The sequence below is a fragment of the Brevibacterium sp. Lmc1 genome (assembly GCF_057654315.1).
In genome coordinates, this window is sequence record NZ_CM172803.1 from 2,703,979 (window position 1) to 2,722,022 (window position 18,044).

Here is an 18,044-nt window from a genome sequence, read left to right on the forward strand (position 1 = left end):
GTCAATGCATTATTCACTGAGGTAACCACTCCTGGTCAATTGGGCGGCGACGAACGCCATCTGCTCCTCATCAGCTGGGAGCAGCGGCATACGCACGTCGCGGTTGTCGAGTATTCCTTGGGCCTGCAGAGCGGCCTTCGCCGAGATCACTCCCGGCATGTGGTTCATGAGCGCATCCACCACGTCCGCGGTGTCGCGGGAAAGGGTGCGTGCGGTGTTGAGGTCGTTGTTCGCCACTGCGGAGACCATGGCGGCGAACCGGTCCGAGCAGACGTGTCCGGCCACGGACACGAGTCCGAGCGCGCCGAGGGACAGCAGCGGCAGGTTGAGGGCGTCCTCGCCGGAGTAGTACACGAGCGAGGAGTTGTTCATGACGAACGAGGAGGCGAAGAGGTCGCCCTTGGCGTCCTTGACCGCGAGGATGTTCGGGTGGTCCGAGAGTCGCAGCAGGGTGTCCGTGATGATCGGGGCACCGGCGCGGCCGGGAATGTCATAGAGCATGACCGGCCGGTCGGTGGAGTCGGCGGCCGCGCGCATATGGGCTTCGATCGCCGGTTGGGTCGGCTTCGAATAGTACGGGGTGACGAGCAGGATCCCGTCGGCTCCGGCGTCGGCCGAGCGGCGGGAGAGGTCGATGGTGTGTGCGGTGACGTTGTTGCCGGTGCCGGCGACGATCTTCGCCCGCTTGCCGATGACGCCGCGGACGACGCGGATGAGTTCGACCTTCTCGTCGTCGGTCGTCGTGGGAGATTCGCCGGTGGTGCCGGAGACGACGAGCATGTCGTTGCCGAGCTCGACGAGGTGGTTCGCCACCTTCTCCACGGACGCATAGTCGATGCTGCCGTCGCGCTTGAATGGAGTCACCATTGCAGTGCCGACGGAACCGAACGCGTCAATGGCAGTCGCTGCTGCCTGGTCACCGAGAATCGCCATAGAACCAGGATAGCGCCCACGTCCTCTCATGAGTGCAGTGGTCCACCCGCGTTGCGGGTGTCGTTCGCCTCGCCTGCGGTGCCCGTGCGGTCACGTTGAGAGACGGATCACACCTGCAGCCGCTCGATCGTCTACTCTTGAGCCCTGCCCGCCACCGAAACAAAGGAGTTTTCGATGACCCGCACCCGCATCCGCGATTTCCATGATGATGACCTCGACGGAATCATCCGTCTCTTCGAAGCCGCCGTCCCGGAATCCGAGGCCGCTCCCCCGCTCTATCCGCTCTCCGAGGTGTTGGCCGCCTGCCAGCGCAATCAGGCCGTCGTGGCCGTCCGCGATGAGGAGATCGTCGGTGCCGCCGTCGGCCGCGCCGCACACGGTCAGGGAGTTCTCGTGTTCTTCCATGTCCTGGAGACGGTGCGTGCCGATCCTGAGCAGGGCACCCGCGCCGAGGCGGGGCTGCTCGATGCGCTCGAACGACGCCTCATGCCGCTGGGCTTGGGGAAGCTGTCGATGCTCATTCCCGCGGGGACGTCGGCCTGCGATGGTCTGGTGGCCAACGGTTTCGAGGCCCGGTCCGGGCTGAAGTACGTCGAGCGGCACTTGCCCGTCCAACGTCGTGAGCTCGACCGACTCAAAACGGTCGGGGGACGGATTCTGCCCCGCCACCTCTGGGATGGGGTGAGCGGGATGCAAGAGGAGAAGGACATGCTCGAGGATCGCCTCGTCGTGCCCTTGGCCGAACCGGATCTCGCCGATCATTTCGGGGTCGTGCCGCCTCGGGCGGTGATGCTCTTCGGTCCGCCGGGGACGGGGAAGACGACGTTCGCGAAGGCGGTGGCATCGCGGTTGGACTGGCCGTTCGTCGAGGTGTTCCCGTCGCGTCTGTCCGGTGAGCCCGGCGGTGTGGCCGCGGGTCTGCGCACAACGTTCGAGCAGATCAATGAGCTCGAACATGCTGTGGTGTTCATCGATGAGGTCGAGGAGATCGCGTCGAAGCGCGGAGGTGAGCCGCCGTCGCCGACGCAGGGGGTGACGAATGAGCTGCTCAAGCAGGTTGCGGAGTTCCGGGATCGGGAGGGCCGGCTGCTCATCTGTGCGACGAACTTCGTCCGTGCCCTCGATGCGGCGTTCCTGCGGCATGGGCGCTTCGACTATGTCATCCCCATCGGTTTGCCGGATGCCACCGCCAGGGAGGCGATCTGGTCTCGCTACATTCCAGAGCACACGATCGCCGGTGTCGATCTCGATGTGCTCGTCGATGCCAGTGACGGGCTGACCCCGGCCGATATCGAATATGCGGCCCGGCGTGCTTCGCAGGAAGCGCTGGCCTCGTCGCTGCGACAGCAGCACGTCGATATCGCTTTGCGGACCGACGTGCTTTCGACCGATGACTATCTCGAAGCGCTGCGGGCGACACGGGCGACGGTGTCCGAGGAGACGGCCCGGGAGTTCGGTGAGGACGTGGAGACGATCGCCAGGCTGTGAGGCGGGCCGGGCTATGACCGGACCGGATTGTGCGGACCCGAATGCGTCGCAGCGGCGCCCGGACTCCCACCGCTCAACAGGCCGTCCGCAGTCGCGCCGAGGATGCGCGCCATCGTCGTCGGCTCGGGTCCCTGTCCGGCAACGGCGGCGAGGTCGAAGCCGTCGATGATGGCGATGAACGTATCGACCACCTCGGTGGCGGTGAGCCCGTAAAGAGTGAAATCTCCGGTCCTGATGCCGTCACCGATGATGCGTGAGAACAGGCTGCGCCAACCGGCGAAGACGGAATCGACACAGTCTTGCAGGCTCGTATGGGTGCGTGCCGCGGTGACGAGCTCGATCCAGATCCGCGACCTCTGGCCGTGGTTGCCGACCTCGTGGACGGCGGTGAAGGCCGCGTGCAGGCGGGACCGAAGCGAACCGGTTTCTGTCCCTTCGCCTGTGTTCTTGCCATTATGGTTCGCCATGTCGGCGATGTCCTTGAGCACCGCATCGCTGTGGGCCGAGAAAGCTGCGGCGAGTAGGGCATCGCGTGACCCGAAGTAGTACTGCACTGTCCCGACCGACATGCCGACGGCCTTCGCTACATCGGACATGCGGACAGCCGTGGGGCCTCGGTCGACGATCTGGTCGAGGGTGGCCGCGATGATCGCCGCCTTCTTCGCCTCGGCTTGCTCGGGCGGTTGGGCCGGACGCGGGCTCACGCCGTGACCGGTTCGTCTCGTTCGGCCAGCTCGGTGGCCGCGGTCAGTCCTTCGTACACGGCCTCTTCGACCGTGCGCGGTGCCAGGGCGTCGCCGATCACCGTCACCGAGGCGGCCCCGAAGTCGAGGTCGACCGGAACAGATCGCGGTGCTCCGGAGACGATCGTCGCGGCGACACCGTCGACCTCGTGAACGACCTCGCAGAGAGTGGACTGCAGGTACCCGGTGTCGGCATCGACGCCGACAAGTCGGGCATCACTGACTAATTCGATGCGACCGGTCCGCAGCGCTTGGGACACGAGCAGGGTGCGGGTGTACTGCTGGATGGCGGCACCGGCGAAGTTCGCCGCAGTCGCCAAGCTCACGTGTCGCCCGGACTCGGCCAGCCGCAGGGCGATGCCGAGTCCGATCCAGTCGCCCTTCCAGTCCGTGACGAGCACGCGTCCGGGCGGCAGGTCCGGGGGCTCTCGCAGATAGTCGCGAGCCCCGATGACGAGCGCATCGTCGGCGATCTCAAGGGCAGGCATGCGCTGTTCGGCTCCCGTGGCGATGATGACGTGGTCGGGGGCCACCTCGGTGATGAGGTCCTGGGTGGCCGGTACGGAGGTGCGGATGTCGACGCCGGCGCGGGCCGCCTCGGCGGTAAGGTTCGTCGCCGCTCCCCCGAATTCGGACCGATACGGCAGTTCCTGAGCCAGGAGAACCGCCCCGCCGAGGTGGGGCTCCCTTTCGCACAGGACGACGTCATCGCCCTGTTCGGCGGCGACCGCGGCGGCCTTGAGTCCGGCCGGTCCCCCGCCGATGACGAGGATCTTGCGTCGTGTGCGCACCGTCGGTCGGGGAAGGAAAGTGAGTTCCCGGCCGGATTCGGGGTATTGGATGCACGAGATCGGCACACCCTGTTGGAAGTGGCCGATGCAGGCTTGGTTGCAGCCGATGCAGGCGCGGATTTCGTCGACCTTGTCGGATTCGGACTTGTTCGCGATTTCGGGGTCGCAGATCATCGCGCGGGTCATGATCGCCATATCGGTGCGGCCCTCGGCGATCGCGGCTTCGGCTTCGTGGGGTTGGTTGATGCGGCCGGCGACCATGACGGTCTTGGCGGTGATCTTCTTGACCTGTTCGGACAGGTTCGCGGCGTAGCCGGGGTCGATCTGCATCGAGGGCACGATGTGGACGGCGCCTTGCAGGGTTGAGGAATCGCCGGCGGTAATCGAGAAGTAGTCGAGGCAGTCGACGCCGTCGGTGGTCAGGGAGTCGAGGTGTTCGATGAGGTCGAGGATCTCGGTGGCGACGAGGCCGTCCTCGGTCTTCTCCTCACCGGAGATCCGCACGCCCACCACGACGTCAGGGCCGACTGACTGACGGACGGTCTGGGCCACCTCGGTGAGGAAACGGCGACGGTTCTCCGGGCTGCCGCCGTAGTCGTCGGTGCGGGTGTTGACGGAGGGGTTGAAGAATTGGATGGGCAGGTAGCCGTGGCTGGCGACGATCTCGACGCCGTCGATTCCGGAGTCGGCGATGCGTTTCGCTGCATGTCCGTAGCCGGCGATGATGTCTCTGACCTCAGCGGTGGTCAGAGACTCGGGGACGACTTTGAAGCGTTCCTGCGGTTCGTCGCTCGGGGCCTTGGCCCGTGGTGCCATGCCGCGCTCGCCGTCCATGACTTCTCGGCCGGGGTGGAAGAGCTGGGCGAAGATCGTTGCTCCGTGGCGGTGGACCGCCTCGGCGACGTTTTGGTAACCGGGGACGGAGGATTCGTCGGTGGCCATGAGGACGTGGCTGGTGTAGCGGGCGGTTTCGTGGACGCCGGAGACCTGGAGGACGATGAGTCCGGCTCCGCCTTTCGCGCGGGCCTCATGGTAGGCGACGAGGTCGTCGCCGATGTGGCCGTGATCGTCGAGGACGGTGTCATGTCCGGAGGAGACGATGCGGTTGCGGATCGTTGTGGAGCCGATGGTGATGGGTTCGAAGAGGTGCGGGAACAGCTGAGACATGATCGTCCTTGATCAGATCGTCGGGTGGGACTGGGTGGCTGCCCCTCGATGGGGCTGCCTCAGTTATTCATATCACCGTATGACGAACGGCGGCAAGGGTTGGCTCCCGAGGTGTCGATCGCCGGTTGGGGGGTGCGATTGCTGTTGGGCGGAACCGTCAGTCAGAGCTCGTTGCCCGACACTTCGAAGGTGTCGCAGCTGTTCAGGCCCTCGTTGTATCCGGTGGTGAACCATTTCTGGCGCTGCTTGCTCGAGCCGTGGGTGAAGGATTCCGGGTTGACGAAGCCGGACTGCTCCTGGATGTGATCGTCGCCGACGACGAAGGCCGCGTTGAGAGCGTCGTCGAGCTGTTCTTTGGAGGGCTCTTCGAGATACGGAGTGCCGTTGTCGTCGGTGAGAGTGGTGACCTTGCCCAGCCAGGCGCCTGCGTAGCAGTCGGCTTGGAGTTCGGTGCGCACGCCGTTGCTCTCCGGACCCGTGCCGTTGTTCGGATGTTCGCTCATCACACCCGTGATGTTCTGGATGTGGTGACCCCATTCGTGGCCGACGATATAGAGCTGGGCGAGCTCATCGGCCGAGGCACCGTACTGCTGGCGCAGAATGTCGAAGAAGCTCGGATCGATGTAGACGCCCTGATCGGCCGGGCAGTAGAAGGGTCCGACCTGGTTCGATGCGGTCCCGCAACCGGTCGAGGTCTGACCGTCGACCAGTGTCATCGCCGGCGGTTCGTAGCCGTCGACCTTCTGCGCCCAGTAGTCGTCGAGAACGACCTGTGCTCCGGCCATTCGGCAGTCGATGTTCGTGTTCGCATCCTCGCCCGTATCGCACTGGGACATGCTCGTCCCGCTCGATTGGTTCTGGCCGCCGTCGTCAGGGGTGATTCCGCCCATCAGTCCGGTGACATCAACGCCGAGCAGCGGTCCGATGAGGAAGACGAGCAGGCCGACGATGCCCACGCCGCCGCCCCCGACGATCGCGGTGTTGCGACCGCGTTTGCTCGTCCTGTTGCCGCTGATATCGGCGTTCGGGTTGAAGGTCATGGCATAAAGATACCCCGGGAGCGTACGCGGGAGGGCGCGCAGAAGTGAAGTCGTGTGAGAATCGTTCCATGAGCTCTCACCCGGCGGAACCTCACCGAGCGCACGACGCGGACTCCACGGCCACCTCGGCGAGGGTTGCCCGTCGGCTCAGCCCCGATGGGCGGCTCATCGGACTCGATGTCGCCCGCGGGATCGCCCTCTTGGCGATGATGGTCACGCACATCTTCGCCCTCAGCGACGAGACGGGGATGCCGACCTGGGCGGCGGTCTTCGCCGGGCGCGCCTCGGCGCTGTTCGCGGTCCTCGCCGGCTGTTCCCTGGTGCTCTCGACCCGATCGCGGATGGCAGTGTCGGGGCGGTTGCGCGATGCGGCACCGAGCGTGCTCATCCGGGCGGCGGCCATCGTCCTCATCGGGCTCTGCCTCGGGTCGATCTCCGGACTGCTCGCGGTCATCCTCGTCAACTACGGGATCATGTTCGCCCTCGCCCTGTTCTTCCTGCGGCTGCGCGCGGGGGCGCTGTTCGCGATCGCCGGGGTCTGGATGGTCGTCTCCCCCGTCGTCTCGATGTGGGTGCGTTCGACGTTCCTCCTCGAACCGAGCTACCTGCCGATGGGCTTCTTCGACTTCGCGACGCCGGGGACGATGCTCACCGACCTCTTCCTCACCGGCTATTACCCGGTGCTGCAGTGGCTGTCGTACATTCTGCTCGGCATGGCCGTGGCGAAGCTCGAAATCGGCCGCCACTTACTCGCGCTGTTCACCGCCGGACTCGGGCTCTTCATCATCGGTCGCGGTGCCTCATGGATTCTGCTCAATGTCTTCGGCGGTGATGCCGCGCTCGTGGAGGTTGCGCAGATGTGGGGCACGGATCTCACGGCGGCCCTGTTCACCGGCAGCTACGGCGTGACTCCGGCGACGTCGTGGTGGTGGCTGGCGATCGCGGGACCGCATTCGGGGACGCCGTTCGATCTGCTCTCCACCGGTGGAACCGCGGTGATGACGATCGCTGCCTGCCAGGCCGCTGCAGCGCTCTTGGGTCGCCAGTCATGGGTGCTCGCACCGCTGTCGGCTCCGGGATCGATGCCGTTGAGCGTGTATTCGGCGCACGTCGTGCTGTTGGAGATCACGAGGTCTCAGATCGTCCGCGATCCGTTGGAGGAATCCGCAACGACGGGCGAGCAGACTCTTGAGTTCGTCATCCACGCACTCACATTCGTGCTGCTGCCTCTGCTGTGGAAAGCATTTGTCAGCGCCCGCGGCCCGTTGGAAGGCGGAATCGCGGGCATCATCAGGGTGGCGTCGCCGGGACCTAAGCGCCCTGCTTCTGACCTTCCCGGAAAAGGCTGATCGATTTGCGCATCGTGGCCCGCGCTCGTTTGCGGTCGCCGCTGGCATCGTAGGCGCACGAGAGCCGGAACCAGGACCGCCAATCCTCGGGTGCGGCCTCGGCTTCGGCCTGGTACTTCACGAATTCCCTGTCGGCGGCCTCGCGGATGATCTTCCCGCCCGGCGTCCTGGGCAGGTCGTCGACGGGCAGTCCGCCTTCCTCACCGAGGATGCGCGCGAGCTTCTCCGTACGGGCACCGAAGACGAGTTCGACGATGAGCGTCCACGCGCCGATGACGGGCAGGACGAACAGGGCGATACCCATGATCTTGGGGATCATCGCAGGTTCGCGGACGAGGATCCACGCCCGCTGTCCCATGAGGACGAAGTAGAAGACGAGGACGACGGAGACGATGATCGCTCCGATCTTGGCCTTCGACATCAGAGGTCGAGCATGTTCTCGAGGCCGTGGATGAGCCCCGTGTAATCGGCGATGGACCGCACGGCGGTGACGATGCCGGGCATGAACGCCGAGGTGGAGTGCGAGTCCGTGCGGATGGTCAGGGCTTCGCCGTCGGAGCCGAAGAGGATCTCTTCGTGGGCGTTCATGCCCTGCTGACGGATGGCGTGGACGTGGATTCCGTCGATGACGGCACCGCGTGCACCCTGCGGATCGGATTCGGTGGAGTCGGGAACGGCGGGCAGACCGGCGGCATTGCGGGCGGCGGCGATGCGCTGGGCCGTGTGGTTCGCCGTGCCGGACGGGGCGTCGAGTTTGCGGGTGTGGTGGATCTCGACGACTTCGGCCGAGTCGAAGTAGGGGGCCGCGAGCTCGGCGAAGCGCATGGCCAGGACGGCACCGATCGAGAAGTTCGGGGCGATGAGCACCGCAGTCTCCGGGTGGTTCTTCAGCGTGGCTTCGAGCCGGGCCAGGCGGTCGTTGTCCCAGCCGGTGGTGCCGACGACGGTGTCGATGCCGTTCTCGACGAGGAAGGTGACATTGTCCTCGGTGGATTTGGGAACGGTCAGTTCGACGGCGACGTCGATGTTCTGATCGAGCAGGGTCTCCAGCGAATCGCTGCTGCCGAGTGCGGCGACGAGTTCGAGTCCTTCGGCGTCGTTGATCGCATCGACGGCGTGGGATCCCATCCGACCCTTGGCTCCGATGACGGCTACGCGAATGCTCATATGCTGTGACTCCTTGTGCGATGATCCCTGCGAGGTGTGCCGGTCGGGCCGAGGCGAGACGACCGGAACGATCTCCGCCAGTCAGTCTAGCGACCCTCGGCAGTTCTCTTCACATCCAGTGACCATCCGAACACTCCCAATTACTACCTGACGGCGGCGCAGCAACCTGGCGCGAGGTTGCTGGGCCGCCGTCAGGTAGTTCTGGAGGGGACGATGCGGGGTCAACGAGGTGGGTCGAACGGTATGCGCGGTCCACGGTGCCGCGGGTCTCCACTCAGCCGAGCGCAGACCTCGGTGTCGTATCTGATGCCGTCGTAAAGGAGTTTCTCTCGTTCGCGGCCTTCGACGAGGAAACCCGCGTTCCTCGCGACTGCCGCCGAAGCCGGGTTGTTCACCCGGTAGCCGAGTTCGAGCCGGTAGATCCCGAGTTCGTCGTGGAGGAGGTCGACGAGGCTGCGCAGCGCTGCCGACGCCAGGCCCTGGCCGCGGGCTTCGGCCACGGACCAATAGGAGATCCACGCGCTCGAGTGCCGGCGTTCGATCCCGGAGGCCATGACGTTTCCAAGGATTCGTCGCCCTGAACGGTCACCGTCATCAATGATCGCCCGAGCGCAGAGGTCACCGGCTGCCTCGGCGTCGGTGATGGTCTCCAGCCTTGTCCGGGCACCACCGATCGTGCGGTCGTCGGGGATGTTTCTGAGCAGTGCGTCATCGGCCCGCTCATACACCTCAGCCAACGCCTCGGCATCACCCGAAGCGCCTGACTGCCAGGGTCGGAGAATTGCGCTCATCCGGCCACCTTATCCGCAGTCGCCGGTCCGCCAGCGCCCGCTCCGAGGTCTCAAACAACCTGACGGCGGCCCAGCAACCTCGTGCGAGGATGCTGGGCCGCCGTCAGGTAGCAATTGGGGTCTCAGCCGAGGAGGAGGCCCTTGGTCTGAGCGACTGCGCGGTCGAAGCGTGCGCCGGCGTCTGCCCAGTTGACGATGTTCCACCAAGCCTTGACGTAGTCGGGCTTGACGTTCTGATAGTCGAGGTAGAAGGCGTGCTCCCACATGTCGAGCTGCAGAACCGGGGTGCCGCCGAGCTGGATGTCGGACTGCTGGTCCTTGAGCTGCTCGATGAAGAGGTTTCCGCCGAGCTGGTCGTAGACGAGGACGGCCCAGCCGGAGCCCTGGATCGTGGTGGCCGCGGTGGTGAAGTGCTCGCGGAACTTGTCGAACGAACCGAACTGGTCGTCGATGGCTGCGGCGAGTTCACCGACCGGCTTGTCTCCACCGTCCGGGGACATGTTGTTCCAGAAGATCGAGTGGTTGACGTGACCGCCCAGGTTGAACGCGAGGTCGCGGGTCAGCTTCGGCACATTGGCGAGGTTGCCGGATTCGCGGGCTTCGGCCAGCTGCTCAACGGCGGTGTTGGCGCCCTTGACGTAGGTGGCGTGGTGCTTGTCGTGGTGCAGCTCCATGATGCGAGCCGAGATGTGCGGCTCAAGAGCGGAGTAGTCGTAGGGCAGTTCCGGAAGTGTGTACTGCTCAGCCATGAGATTCCTCCTGATCAGATTTGATGACCACCACATCGGTGGCTTCATTTCGACCCTATCCCAGGGTCTCATCTCGGACAACAAGGGGATCCGTCATCCTATTCCATATGACGCGCAGTGACGGGATCACTTCCCCGCCCGCGATTGCTTAAGACACCTCCGCCCGAGATCGCTCAAGACACCTTCACCCGAGGTTGCGTGAGATGAGCAGCCGCATGATGTCCGAGGTGCCCTCCTCGATCTCCTCGAGCTTGGCATCGCGCATCCACTGCTCGACGGGATGCTCTCGCGAATACCCCCATCCGCCGAGGGTCTGCACGGCCGCCCAGGTGCAGAACATGGCCGTCTCCGAGGCGTTCAGCTTCGCCATCGCCGCCGTGGCCGTCATCCGCTGTCGATCAACGGCATCGCCGGCGTCGAGCATCCGCGCCGCATTGAGCACCTGCAGCCACGCCGCATCGATCCGCGAGGACATATCCGCTAGCCGGAACGCAACGGCTTGGTGATCGATGATCTTCGTCCCGAACTGCGTGCGCTCCCGCGCATAGTCACGCGCATATTCGAAGGCCGCCCGAGCAGTGCCGAGCGCCGCAGCACCGAGCACCACCCGTGAGATGTCGAAGGTGCGCATGAGTCCGTAGAAGCCCTGCCCCTCCTCGCCGAGGCGGCCCGACGTGGGCACGAATGCGTCGGAGAAGAAGATCTCCCGACACACGATGGCCCGCTGTCCCATCTTCTTCATCGGCGCACCGAACTCCATCCCCTCGGTCTCCCTGGGCAGCAGGAATGCGCTGATTCCGCGGGAGCGACGGCTCGAGTCGGTCTTGGCGAAGACGACGTAGAAGTCGGCGAGCCCCGCGTTCGAGATCCAGGCTTTCTGCCCGTTGAGCACGTACCCACCGTCGACGGCATCCGACCGGGTGATGATCGAAGCCGAGTCCGATCCGGATCCGGGTTCGGTCGTTGCCAGCGCCGTGATCTTCGGGTCTGCTCCAGTCAGCGGGCGCAGCCACTCCTCCTTCTGCTCCGGCGTGCCCAATGCGAGGATCGGGTCGGCGAAGAAGCCGTTCGAGCACACGAAGTTCCCGATGCCCGGATCCCCGAAGCACAGCTGTTCCTGGACAAGGCACTGAGTGAAGACATCGGTGAATCCGCCGCCGCCGAATTCCTCGGGAATCATGAAGTCGGTGATCCCGAGCCGGGCTGCCGCCGCAAAGATGTCGACCGGCGATTCGGTGTCGGCCTCGTCGACGCGGCGACCGGCCGGACGGATCGTGTCGTGGGCGAATCCGCGCACGAGGTCGAGGATGTCATGCTGTTCATCGCTCAGCGGCCAAGGTGTGTAGCTCATCAGTTCTCCTTCGAAGTGTCAGTGGAGGTCGGGCGCCTCACTGCGCCCGGCCGACGTCCCTCGTCCCCGGTCAGCCGAGCATGTCCGCTCCGGCCCGGGAATCCTCGGTGATGTGGATGAGCGTCGGGCCGACCGCTGCCTCCGCCTCGGTGAGCGCGGCCAGCAGCGCGTCCGCGCCGTCGACGTGGATTCCGCGTGCCCCCATCGCCTGCGCGAGTGCCGGGAAATCCGGCCCGGTGAGCTTCACCCCTGACGGAGTGTCCCCGCGGTCCTCCATCTCATTGCGGATCTCCCCGTACCCGCCGTTGTCGACGACGATGAGGCACATCCGCACGCCCGCCTGCACGGCCGCGGCGAGTTCGGCGATCGTGAACATCGATCCCCCATCGCCTTCCACCGCGACCACTCTGGCCTGCGGAGCAGCGAGTTTCGCACCGATGCCGGCGGGCAGCCCGTAACCGAGCGTGCCCGCCCCGGCCGGGTAGAGGAACCGGTCACCGGAGCGAGCTTTCCACCCGGTCTGCACCCCGTAATAGCAGGCCATCGTCGAATCCGCTGCGACGAAGAGCGGTGAGGTGTCCGATTCCGCGAACGCTGTGAGTGCGGCCGACAGATCGGCCCAAGGTCGGCCGTCGGTTTCCATCGCCGAGGCGGCCCTTGACTTCCAGCCGGCCGTCCAGTTCCGTGCGGCGGCGGTCGCGGACTCCGTCCGCAGCGCTGACACTTGTTCGTTCAGGGCCGCTGTCGCGTTCTTCGCGGCGGCGAGGATCGGATGGGTGACGGACGCGTTCGTGAGCATCTGCACTTCGTCGATGTCGATGCGCACCACGGTGTCGGGCAGCGGCAGGGGTTCCGGCCAGAAGTCACTGGGTGCCAGTTCCGTACCGATCGCGATGACCGCATCGGCATCGCTTGTGAGTTCTGGAAGCAGCTCGAGGACCCCGACGGCGCCGATGGTGGTCTCGGCGCGGTCATCGACGAGTCCCTTCGCGTTCGAGGACAGGACGATTCCCGCTCCGAGTGACTCGGCCAGAGCGGCGACCTCCGCTCCTGCTCCGTGTGCTCCGGCCCCGGCGATGATGAGCGGGCGCTGGGAGGAGGCGATCGCCTCGGCGGCAGCATCGATCTCGGAGGCCACGGGAGCCGGCAGCGCCCGGGCCACGGACGGATGGAGCGTGCCCGGACCGGTCTCCTCGATGAGATCGAGGGGGATCTCGATGGCGGCCGGGCGGATCCGGCCTGAACGCATCGCCGACAGCGTCTGCCCGACTGCCAGCGACACCTCGCCGGGACTCGTGACCCGCATGACCTCGGTCAGTACCGCCGAGAGCGCCGCGGACTGGTTGCGCACTTCGTGGAGGAGTCCGTTCCCGCGGCCGGGGTGGGTCAACGGCATGCCGGGGGTGATGAGGAGGACGGGCACGGAATCGGTAAAGGACTGCAGCAGGGCGGTGAGTGCGTTGAGCGCGGCCGGTCCGGTGGTCGTGACGATGACCTGCACCTCGCCGGTGACGCGGGCAGCTCCATCGGCCATGTAGCCCGCGCCCTGTTCGTGGCGAGGTGAGACGATGTCGATGCCTGCGGCGCTCAGCTGCGCGAAGATCTCGAGGTTGTGGGTGCCGGGGATTCCGAAGACGCGGGTGATCCCTTCGGCCCGGAGCGCACGAGCCAGGTGTGCTCCGCCGGTGATGGTCGTCTGGTCCATTCTCATTCCTCGCTGTTCGGTTTCTCTGCTGGCACGTTCTCTGCTGTCGGGTCCTCCGTCGTCACGACGAGTGCGTCGACGGCCAAGGCGCCGTCCGGGGCGACTCGCACCGGGTTGATCTCGATCTCGGCGATGGCATTGTTCCCGGCCACCAGTCTGGACACCGCGACGATGATCTCGGCGAGGGCGTCGATATCCGCGGCGGGTCTGCCCCGCCACCCGGTGAGCAGCCGCGAGCAGCTCAGCCGCGAGATCATGTCCAAGGCTTCGGTGTGGGTGACGGGGGCGAGTTCGAGCCACATATCGGCGAAGAGTTCGGTCTCCGTCCCGCCGGCGGCCACGATGACGAGCGGACCGAAGTTCTCGTCCTGCCGACCCCCGACGAGGATCTCGACGACGTGATCGCGCGTGTCCATCTCCTCGAGGATGTACTCCCCTTCGCCGAGGCGACCCGCCATGTCCGCGTATGCCGTTTCGACTGCGGTGAGGTCGTTCAGACCCAGAACAATGCCGCCGACCTCCGTCTTGTGGGCGGGCCATCCGGCCTTGAGCGCGAACGGCGGTCTGAGATCGGATGACGCGGCCGCCTCGGCGGGTGCACGGGACTCCCCGGGGCCCACGCTGCCCACAGTCACAGCGGCAGGGACGGGAATCCCAGCGCCCGCGATCACTGCACGAGCGGCCGCATATCCGGTGCCCCACGGGGTGACGGGGCCGGTGAGTTCGAGGGATTCGGTGAGCCGACCCGAATGGGCGGCGTAGAAGCCGGCGCGGGCGAGCACGCGCATGGCCGCTTCGATGGAGGTGTAGGCGGGTATGCCGAGCTCCCAGAGACGGGTGACGGCGGGCGACGATGCGCTCATCGAGTGGACGATGACGGGCTTCTTCGCCTCGGCGACGAGCTCGCCCAGACGATCGACGACAGCCAGTTCTCGGTCGCGCAGGTCGGGGACGTCCTCGCCGTAGCAGCCGAAGTATCCGGAGACAACGACAGCGTCGATGTCCGTATCGGTCAGCAGCACCTCGGCGAGGTCAGCATAGACATCAAGGTTCTTCTCTCCTGCGCCGTCGAGGTCGATGGGATTAACGATGTGGTCGGCCTCGGGCAGCAGTTCGCTCACGCGTCCGGCACCGCCGGCGCTGAGTTCGCGCACGTCGAGTCCCCAGCTCTCGGCGGTGTCGGCGGCGATCGCTCCCTGTCCGCCCGAGTCGGAGAGCACACCGATGCGCCGGTCTTTCGGCAGCCAGGCGGAGGCGAAGAATCCGGCGAGTTCGACGAGTTGTCCGGGAGTGGCCAGGCGGATGGCGCCGGCGGCCCGGCAGGCGGCATCGACGGTGTCCATGGCCGAGGTAATCGATCCGGTGTGGGATCTCGCGAGACGCGCTCCTGCGCTGGAGGCTCCTGTAGTCAGGATCATCGTCGGCTTCCCGGCGGCGCGCAGGGCTTTGAGGGCTGAGACGAGGGCGGCTCCGCCGGTGAAGGATTCGAGGTAGAGCGCGACCTGAGCGGTGGCGGGGTCTTCGACGAGGGCGGCGAGCACCTCGGCGGCGCGGACGTCGGATTGTCCTCCGATCGAAGCGAATCGGGAGACGCCGAGTCCGCTGCGGGCCGCGAGTGTCGCGATCTCCGTGCCGAGCTGGCCGCTCTGGGTGACCACGGCGAGACTTCCGGGAATGAAGTTGCCCCAGGCCAGGAGCAGATCGGTGTGTGAGTCGACGATCCCGAGCGAGTTCGGGCCGATGAGGCGGCCGCCGGTCTCACGGATCGTGGCAGCCAGTCGGTCGGCGTCGGGAACGCGGGCGGAGATGATGAGGAAAGCGCGCACTCCGTTCTCGAGTGCTTCGGCGACGACTCCCGCGACGGTGGGGCCGGGCACGGAGATGACGAGCAGCTCGGGCGTCTCCGGCAGGTCTCTCAGGCGAGCGTACGTCGGCTGGCCCTGGATCGAGGCGGCTGTGGCGTTGATGAGGTAGACGCGGCGGCGCTCGGCTCCGCGCAGGGCTCCGGCGGCGAGCCAGAAACCCCATTTGCTGGAATCGTTCGATGCTCCAAGAACGGCGACGCTGCCGGGATCGAAGAACGCGTCCATATCGCTAGCTTTCCGGCGCCGAAACGGCAGCGGCAGTGCGATCGCACAAGGCTGCGAGATTCGCTTCGACCTTCGCCTGAGCGGCCGCCCGGGGACTGATGCCCAGGTCACGGGCAGCGGTGAGGACTTCGGTGGTGAGATCGCGCAGGGTCGTCGTGACGATGGCGCGGCTGTCGTCCCAGCTGCCGTCGACGTCGCCGAAGGTCACCCACCACCACCAGGCGTTCGTCGCCGAGTTCGCGAGGAAGTCCGGGACGACGGTGACGCCGCGAGCCAGCAGCGTCTCTTCGGCCGCGGGCAGGACAGGCATGTTCGCGGCCTCGACGATGAGTGAGGCGGTGATGCGGTCGCAGTTGTCCGGCGTGATCGAGTAGCTCACGGCCGCGGGGACGAGGACATCGGCGTCGGCGGCGAGCCAGTCGTCGCGATCGCCGACGCGGTCCTCCGGGCGCAGCGCTTCGCGGTCGATTCCGCCGAACTGGTCCCGGGTGACCAGCAGCGCTTCGACGTCGAGCCCGGCAGGGTTGGACACGAACCCGTCGGCGTCGGCGATGCCGACGATGCGCAGTCCCGCCTCGGCGAGATAGCGGGCGGTGGCACCGCCCATGGAGCCGAATCCTTGGATGACGGCGGTGGATTCGCTGGGGTCGCGGCCGGCGTCGTGCAGGGCCGCAATCGCCGAGGTGGCCACACCGAGGCCGCCGACGAGTTCGTCCTGGGCGACGCCGTCGACGACGGCGGAGAAGGCCTTCTCCGCACGGGCCTCGACGGCGACGGGATCGTCGACGAGCTTGTTGACGGCGGAGAGTCCCGAGCCGAGTTCGCGGCGGGCGAGGATCTCGTCGATGTCGTCCTGGCGAACGCCGAGGTCTTCGCCGAGGGCCCAGTAGGCGTGCATGATCGGGTTGATGTCGACGAGGAAGCGTTCGAGGACGTCCTTGGCTCCGGGTGCGCGGGGGTCGAAGTCGATTCCGCCCTTGGCTCCGCCGACGGGCACATAGTGTCGGCCCTCGCGCAGATGGATCGCTTCCTTGCGGGTCATCCCCTGGGCGAGTCCGCGCACCTCCTCGAGGGTGCAGCCTTTGCGCATGCGCAGACCGCCCGAAGCGGTGCCGCGCACGAGGGTGTCGATGACGACGTACCCGTGTGCACCGGTGTCCGGATCCTGCCAAGTGATGTCCATGAACATGGGGCTCCCAAAAGATCGGCGTCTCAAGACTCTTACTGAACCGCTATTCAGTAAGACGTGTGACTCCAGTCTGTCCGGGTGAGGGCCACCACGTCAAGGCCGCTAGGATCGAAGCATGCCGACAGCACTCATCACCGGAGCCGGACGAGAGAACAGCATCGCCGCGGGAGTGGCCGCACGACTGTCGTCCGACGGCTGGACCGTGTGCACGAGCGATCTCGATCGCGGAGACTACCCGTGCGACCTGTCATCGGCTCAGGAAGCTCAGGAGCTGGTCGGTCGGGTGAGCAGGGATCATGGCACCATCGACGGATTGGTGCTCAGCCATGCGCACGGCGAAGAGTCCGGGATCTTGGACACCACCGCCGACAGCTTCGACCGCCACATGGTTGTCAACGCACGCGCGTCGCTGCTCCTCATCGCGGCGTTCGCGAAGCAGATCGGCGAGTCGGGAGGCGCGATCGTCGCCTTCACCAGCGATCACGCCACGGGCAATCTGCCCTATGGAGCATCGAAAGGCGCGCTCGATCGAATCGTCATCTCCGCTGCGCGGGAACTCGGACCGAAGGGGATCTCTGCGAACGTCGTCAATCCTGGGCCGATCGATACGGGCTGGATGGACGAAGAGACGAGGACCGGGCTGATCCCTTATCAGCCGCTCGGCCGCATGGGCACTCCTCGCGACATCGCCGGGGTCACTGCATTTCTGCTCTCTGCTGAGGGTCGGTGGATCAGCGGCCAGCTGCTGTCTGCCGACGGAGGGTTCTCCGCTCGCTACTGATGGGAGCGCACGGCAGTCGACCACATGACCGCACGGAAGCATTGTTGGGTCGATCCGCGGCGTTCTGGACGTGCAGAACACCGTGGATCGACCCAACAATCACCCTCAGCCGAGTTCGCGGGTGAGGAAGTCGTCGACCCAGGTGCTCAGCGCCTCTGTGTCAACGGTCTCCGAATTGACCATCACCTGGATAGCCAGGCCGTCGAGGAAGGCGAGGACCCTGGTCGCGCCCGACGCGGTGCCGCCTTCAGGTGCCGTGCACTCCCCCGCCGCGATGGCCTCGTCCATGAGGTGCACGAGAATCGACTTCCACTCCCGGTCGAGAGCGGCGAATGTTGCTCTCAGACCAGCATCGAAGAGTCCGGCCGACCAAGCGTCGATCCAGATCTTCCAACTGCGCGAGGAGCCGCTTGGCAGGTACCAGCCGACGACGTCCCGCAGTCGCTGGAGAGCCGAGACCTGCCCGGCAGCCAGCTCCCGGGCACGGTCGATGTCCTGCCGCCCGGCGAAATCGAAGGCCTCGGCGACGAGGGCTTCCTTCGTCTCGAAGTGGTAGATGACGAGACTGGCGCTCAAGCCCAGACGCGCGGCGACGTCGGAGACCCGCAGCGCGCGCAGACCCGTCGCCTCGATCTCCTCGACCGTGGCCGCCAGGATCTCCTCCCGGCGAACCGCTGCGCTCTTCCTCGCCATCTCGCCTGTCTCCTTTC

The 18,044-nt window shown here is 66.1% G+C and carries 16 protein-coding genes; 3 read left to right on the forward strand and 13 right to left on the reverse strand.

Translation table 11 applies throughout. The features are described 5' to 3' along the window. Nucleotides 1–9: 9 nt before the first annotated feature. Nucleotides 10–933 (reverse strand): 4-hydroxy-tetrahydrodipicolinate synthase, encoded by a 924-nt coding sequence (dapA, locus tag AC239G_RS12090; RefSeq protein ID WP_482400470.1) that lies wholly within the window; start codon nucleotides 931–933, stop codon nucleotides 10–12. 174 nt (nucleotides 934–1,107) lie between these two features. Between dapA and AC239G_RS12095 the strand changes: the two genes are divergently transcribed. Further along, nucleotides 1,108–2,421 carry an ATP-binding protein gene (locus AC239G_RS12095; RefSeq protein WP_487488965.1) on the forward strand — a complete coding sequence of 438 codons (1,314 nt, stop codon included), beginning with the start codon at nucleotides 1,108–1,110 and terminating at the stop codon, nucleotides 2,419–2,421. An 11-nt stretch (nucleotides 2,422–2,432) separates the two neighbouring features. Here the strand turns inward: AC239G_RS12095 and AC239G_RS12100 are convergent, their stop codons facing one another. From AC239G_RS12100 to ypfJ, 3 genes are all read right to left on the reverse strand, one after another. Further along, entirely contained in the window at nucleotides 2,433–3,125 is a 693-nt protein-coding gene (locus tag AC239G_RS12100; protein ID WP_487488966.1) for a TetR/AcrR family transcriptional regulator, read from the reverse strand. After that, complete coding sequence (locus AC239G_RS12105) at nucleotides 3,122–5,122, reverse strand: oxidoreductase (protein WP_487488967.1); 2,001 nt, start codon at nucleotides 5,120–5,122, stop codon at nucleotides 3,122–3,124. The genes AC239G_RS12100 and AC239G_RS12105 overlap by 4 nt, the downstream gene beginning before the upstream one ends. 161 nt (nucleotides 5,123–5,283) lie before the next feature. Then, the gene (gene ypfJ, locus AC239G_RS12110; RefSeq protein WP_181272045.1) at nucleotides 5,284–6,162 is read right to left on the reverse strand and encodes a KPN_02809 family neutral zinc metallopeptidase; all 879 of its coding nucleotides are present in this window, start codon (nucleotides 6,160–6,162) and stop codon (nucleotides 5,284–5,286) included. Between the two features lie 68 nt (nucleotides 6,163–6,230). Here ypfJ and AC239G_RS12115 point away from each other — a divergent pair, with 68 nt between their 5' ends. Continuing rightward, nucleotides 6,231–7,511 carry a heparan-alpha-glucosaminide N-acetyltransferase domain-containing protein gene (locus tag AC239G_RS12115; protein ID WP_487488968.1) on the forward strand — a complete coding sequence of 427 codons (1,281 nt, stop codon included), beginning with the start codon at nucleotides 6,231–6,233 and terminating at the stop codon, nucleotides 7,509–7,511. Here the strand turns inward: AC239G_RS12115 and AC239G_RS12120 are convergent. From AC239G_RS12120 to AC239G_RS12155, 8 genes are all read right to left on the reverse strand, one after another. Further along, nucleotides 7,474–7,932 (reverse strand): tetratricopeptide repeat protein, encoded by a 459-nt coding sequence (locus AC239G_RS12120; protein WP_139908413.1) that lies wholly within the window; start codon nucleotides 7,930–7,932, stop codon nucleotides 7,474–7,476. The genes AC239G_RS12115 and AC239G_RS12120 overlap by 38 nt on opposite strands. Beyond that, a complete protein-coding gene (gene dapB / locus AC239G_RS12125; RefSeq protein WP_139908414.1) occupies nucleotides 7,932–8,678 on the reverse strand; it encodes a 4-hydroxy-tetrahydrodipicolinate reductase in 747 nt (248 codons plus the stop codon). The genes AC239G_RS12120 and dapB overlap by 1 nt, the downstream gene beginning before the upstream one ends. Before the next feature lie 221 nt (nucleotides 8,679–8,899). After that, entirely contained in the window at nucleotides 8,900–9,469 is a 570-nt protein-coding gene (locus AC239G_RS12130; RefSeq protein ID WP_487488969.1) for a GNAT family N-acetyltransferase, read from the reverse strand. Nucleotides 9,470–9,591: 122 nt separating this feature from the next. Then, on the reverse strand, nucleotides 9,592–10,218 hold the full coding sequence (locus AC239G_RS12135; RefSeq protein ID WP_135539373.1) for a superoxide dismutase: 627 nt from the start codon (nucleotides 10,216–10,218) through the stop codon (nucleotides 9,592–9,594). Nucleotides 10,219–10,402: 184 nt separating this feature from the next. Further along, nucleotides 10,403–11,569, reverse strand: a complete 1,167-nt coding sequence (locus tag AC239G_RS12140) for an acyl-CoA dehydrogenase family protein (RefSeq protein ID WP_487488970.1) — start codon at nucleotides 11,567–11,569, stop codon at nucleotides 10,403–10,405. Nucleotides 11,570–11,639: 70 nt separating this feature from the next. Next, complete coding sequence (locus AC239G_RS12145; RefSeq protein ID WP_487488971.1) at nucleotides 11,640–13,274, reverse strand: thiamine pyrophosphate-binding protein; 1,635 nt, start codon at nucleotides 13,272–13,274, stop codon at nucleotides 11,640–11,642. A gap of 2 nt (nucleotides 13,275–13,276) precedes the next feature. Then, nucleotides 13,277–15,364 carry an acetate--CoA ligase family protein gene (locus AC239G_RS12150; protein WP_487488972.1) on the reverse strand — a complete coding sequence of 696 codons (2,088 nt, stop codon included), beginning with the start codon at nucleotides 15,362–15,364 and terminating at the stop codon, nucleotides 13,277–13,279. A gap of 4 nt (nucleotides 15,365–15,368) precedes the next feature. Beyond that, nucleotides 15,369–16,553, reverse strand: a complete 1,185-nt coding sequence (locus AC239G_RS12155) for a glutamate dehydrogenase (RefSeq protein ID WP_487488973.1) — start codon at nucleotides 16,551–16,553, stop codon at nucleotides 15,369–15,371. 115 nt (nucleotides 16,554–16,668) lie between these two features. Between AC239G_RS12155 and AC239G_RS12160 the strand changes: the two genes are divergently transcribed. Next, nucleotides 16,669–17,334: an SDR family NAD(P)-dependent oxidoreductase gene (locus tag AC239G_RS12160; RefSeq protein WP_181272037.1), complete on the forward strand. Its 666-nt coding sequence runs from the start codon at nucleotides 16,669–16,671 to the stop codon at nucleotides 17,332–17,334. Between the two features lie 105 nt (nucleotides 17,335–17,439). On the opposite strand, the gene AC239G_RS12165 is transcribed toward AC239G_RS12160, so the two are convergent. Next, nucleotides 17,440–18,027 (reverse strand): TetR/AcrR family transcriptional regulator, encoded by a 588-nt coding sequence (locus AC239G_RS12165; RefSeq protein WP_181272036.1) that lies wholly within the window; start codon nucleotides 18,025–18,027, stop codon nucleotides 17,440–17,442. Nucleotides 18,028–18,044: the final 17 nt, after the last annotated feature.

Excerpts from the sequence above, each read along its gene's own strand:
- dapA (WP_482400470.1), bottom strand. The coding sequence starts at position 933 with ATGGCGATTCTCGGTGACCAGGCAGCAGCGACTGCCATTGACGCGTTC.
- AC239G_RS12145 (WP_487488971.1), bottom strand. The coding sequence starts at position 13,274 with ATGGACCAGACGACCATCACCGGCGGAGCACACCTGGCTCGTGCGCTC.
- AC239G_RS12155 (WP_487488973.1), bottom strand. The coding sequence starts at position 16,553 with ATGTTCATGGACATCACTTGGCAGGATCCGGACACCGGTGCACACGGG.
- AC239G_RS12140 (WP_487488970.1), bottom strand. The coding sequence starts at position 11,569 with ATGAGCTACACACCTTGGCCGCTGAGCGATGAACAGCATGACATCCTC.
- AC239G_RS12120 (WP_139908413.1), bottom strand. The coding sequence starts at position 7,932 with ATGTCGAAGGCCAAGATCGGAGCGATCATCGTCTCCGTCGTCCTCGTC.
- AC239G_RS12165 (WP_181272036.1), bottom strand. The coding sequence starts at position 18,027 with ATGGCGAGGAAGAGCGCAGCGGTTCGCCGGGAGGAGATCCTGGCGGCC.
- AC239G_RS12160 (WP_181272037.1), top strand. The coding sequence starts at position 16,669 with ATGCCGACAGCACTCATCACCGGAGCCGGACGAGAGAACAGCATCGCC.
- dapB (WP_139908414.1), bottom strand. The coding sequence starts at position 8,678 with ATGAGCATTCGCGTAGCCGTCATCGGAGCCAAGGGTCGGATGGGATCC.
- ypfJ (WP_181272045.1), bottom strand. The coding sequence starts at position 6,162 with ATGACCTTCAACCCGAACGCCGATATCAGCGGCAACAGGACGAGCAAA.
- AC239G_RS12150 (WP_487488972.1), bottom strand. The coding sequence starts at position 15,364 with ATGGACGCGTTCTTCGATCCCGGCAGCGTCGCCGTTCTTGGAGCATCG.
- AC239G_RS12135 (WP_135539373.1), bottom strand. The coding sequence starts at position 10,218 with ATGGCTGAGCAGTACACACTTCCGGAACTGCCCTACGACTACTCCGCT.
- AC239G_RS12115 (WP_487488968.1), top strand. The coding sequence starts at position 6,231 with ATGAGCTCTCACCCGGCGGAACCTCACCGAGCGCACGACGCGGACTCC.
- AC239G_RS12105 (WP_487488967.1), bottom strand. The coding sequence starts at position 5,122 with ATGTCTCAGCTGTTCCCGCACCTCTTCGAACCCATCACCATCGGCTCC.
- AC239G_RS12095 (WP_487488965.1), top strand. The coding sequence starts at position 1,108 with ATGACCCGCACCCGCATCCGCGATTTCCATGATGATGACCTCGACGGA.
- AC239G_RS12130 (WP_487488969.1), bottom strand. The coding sequence starts at position 9,469 with ATGAGCGCAATTCTCCGACCCTGGCAGTCAGGCGCTTCGGGTGATGCC.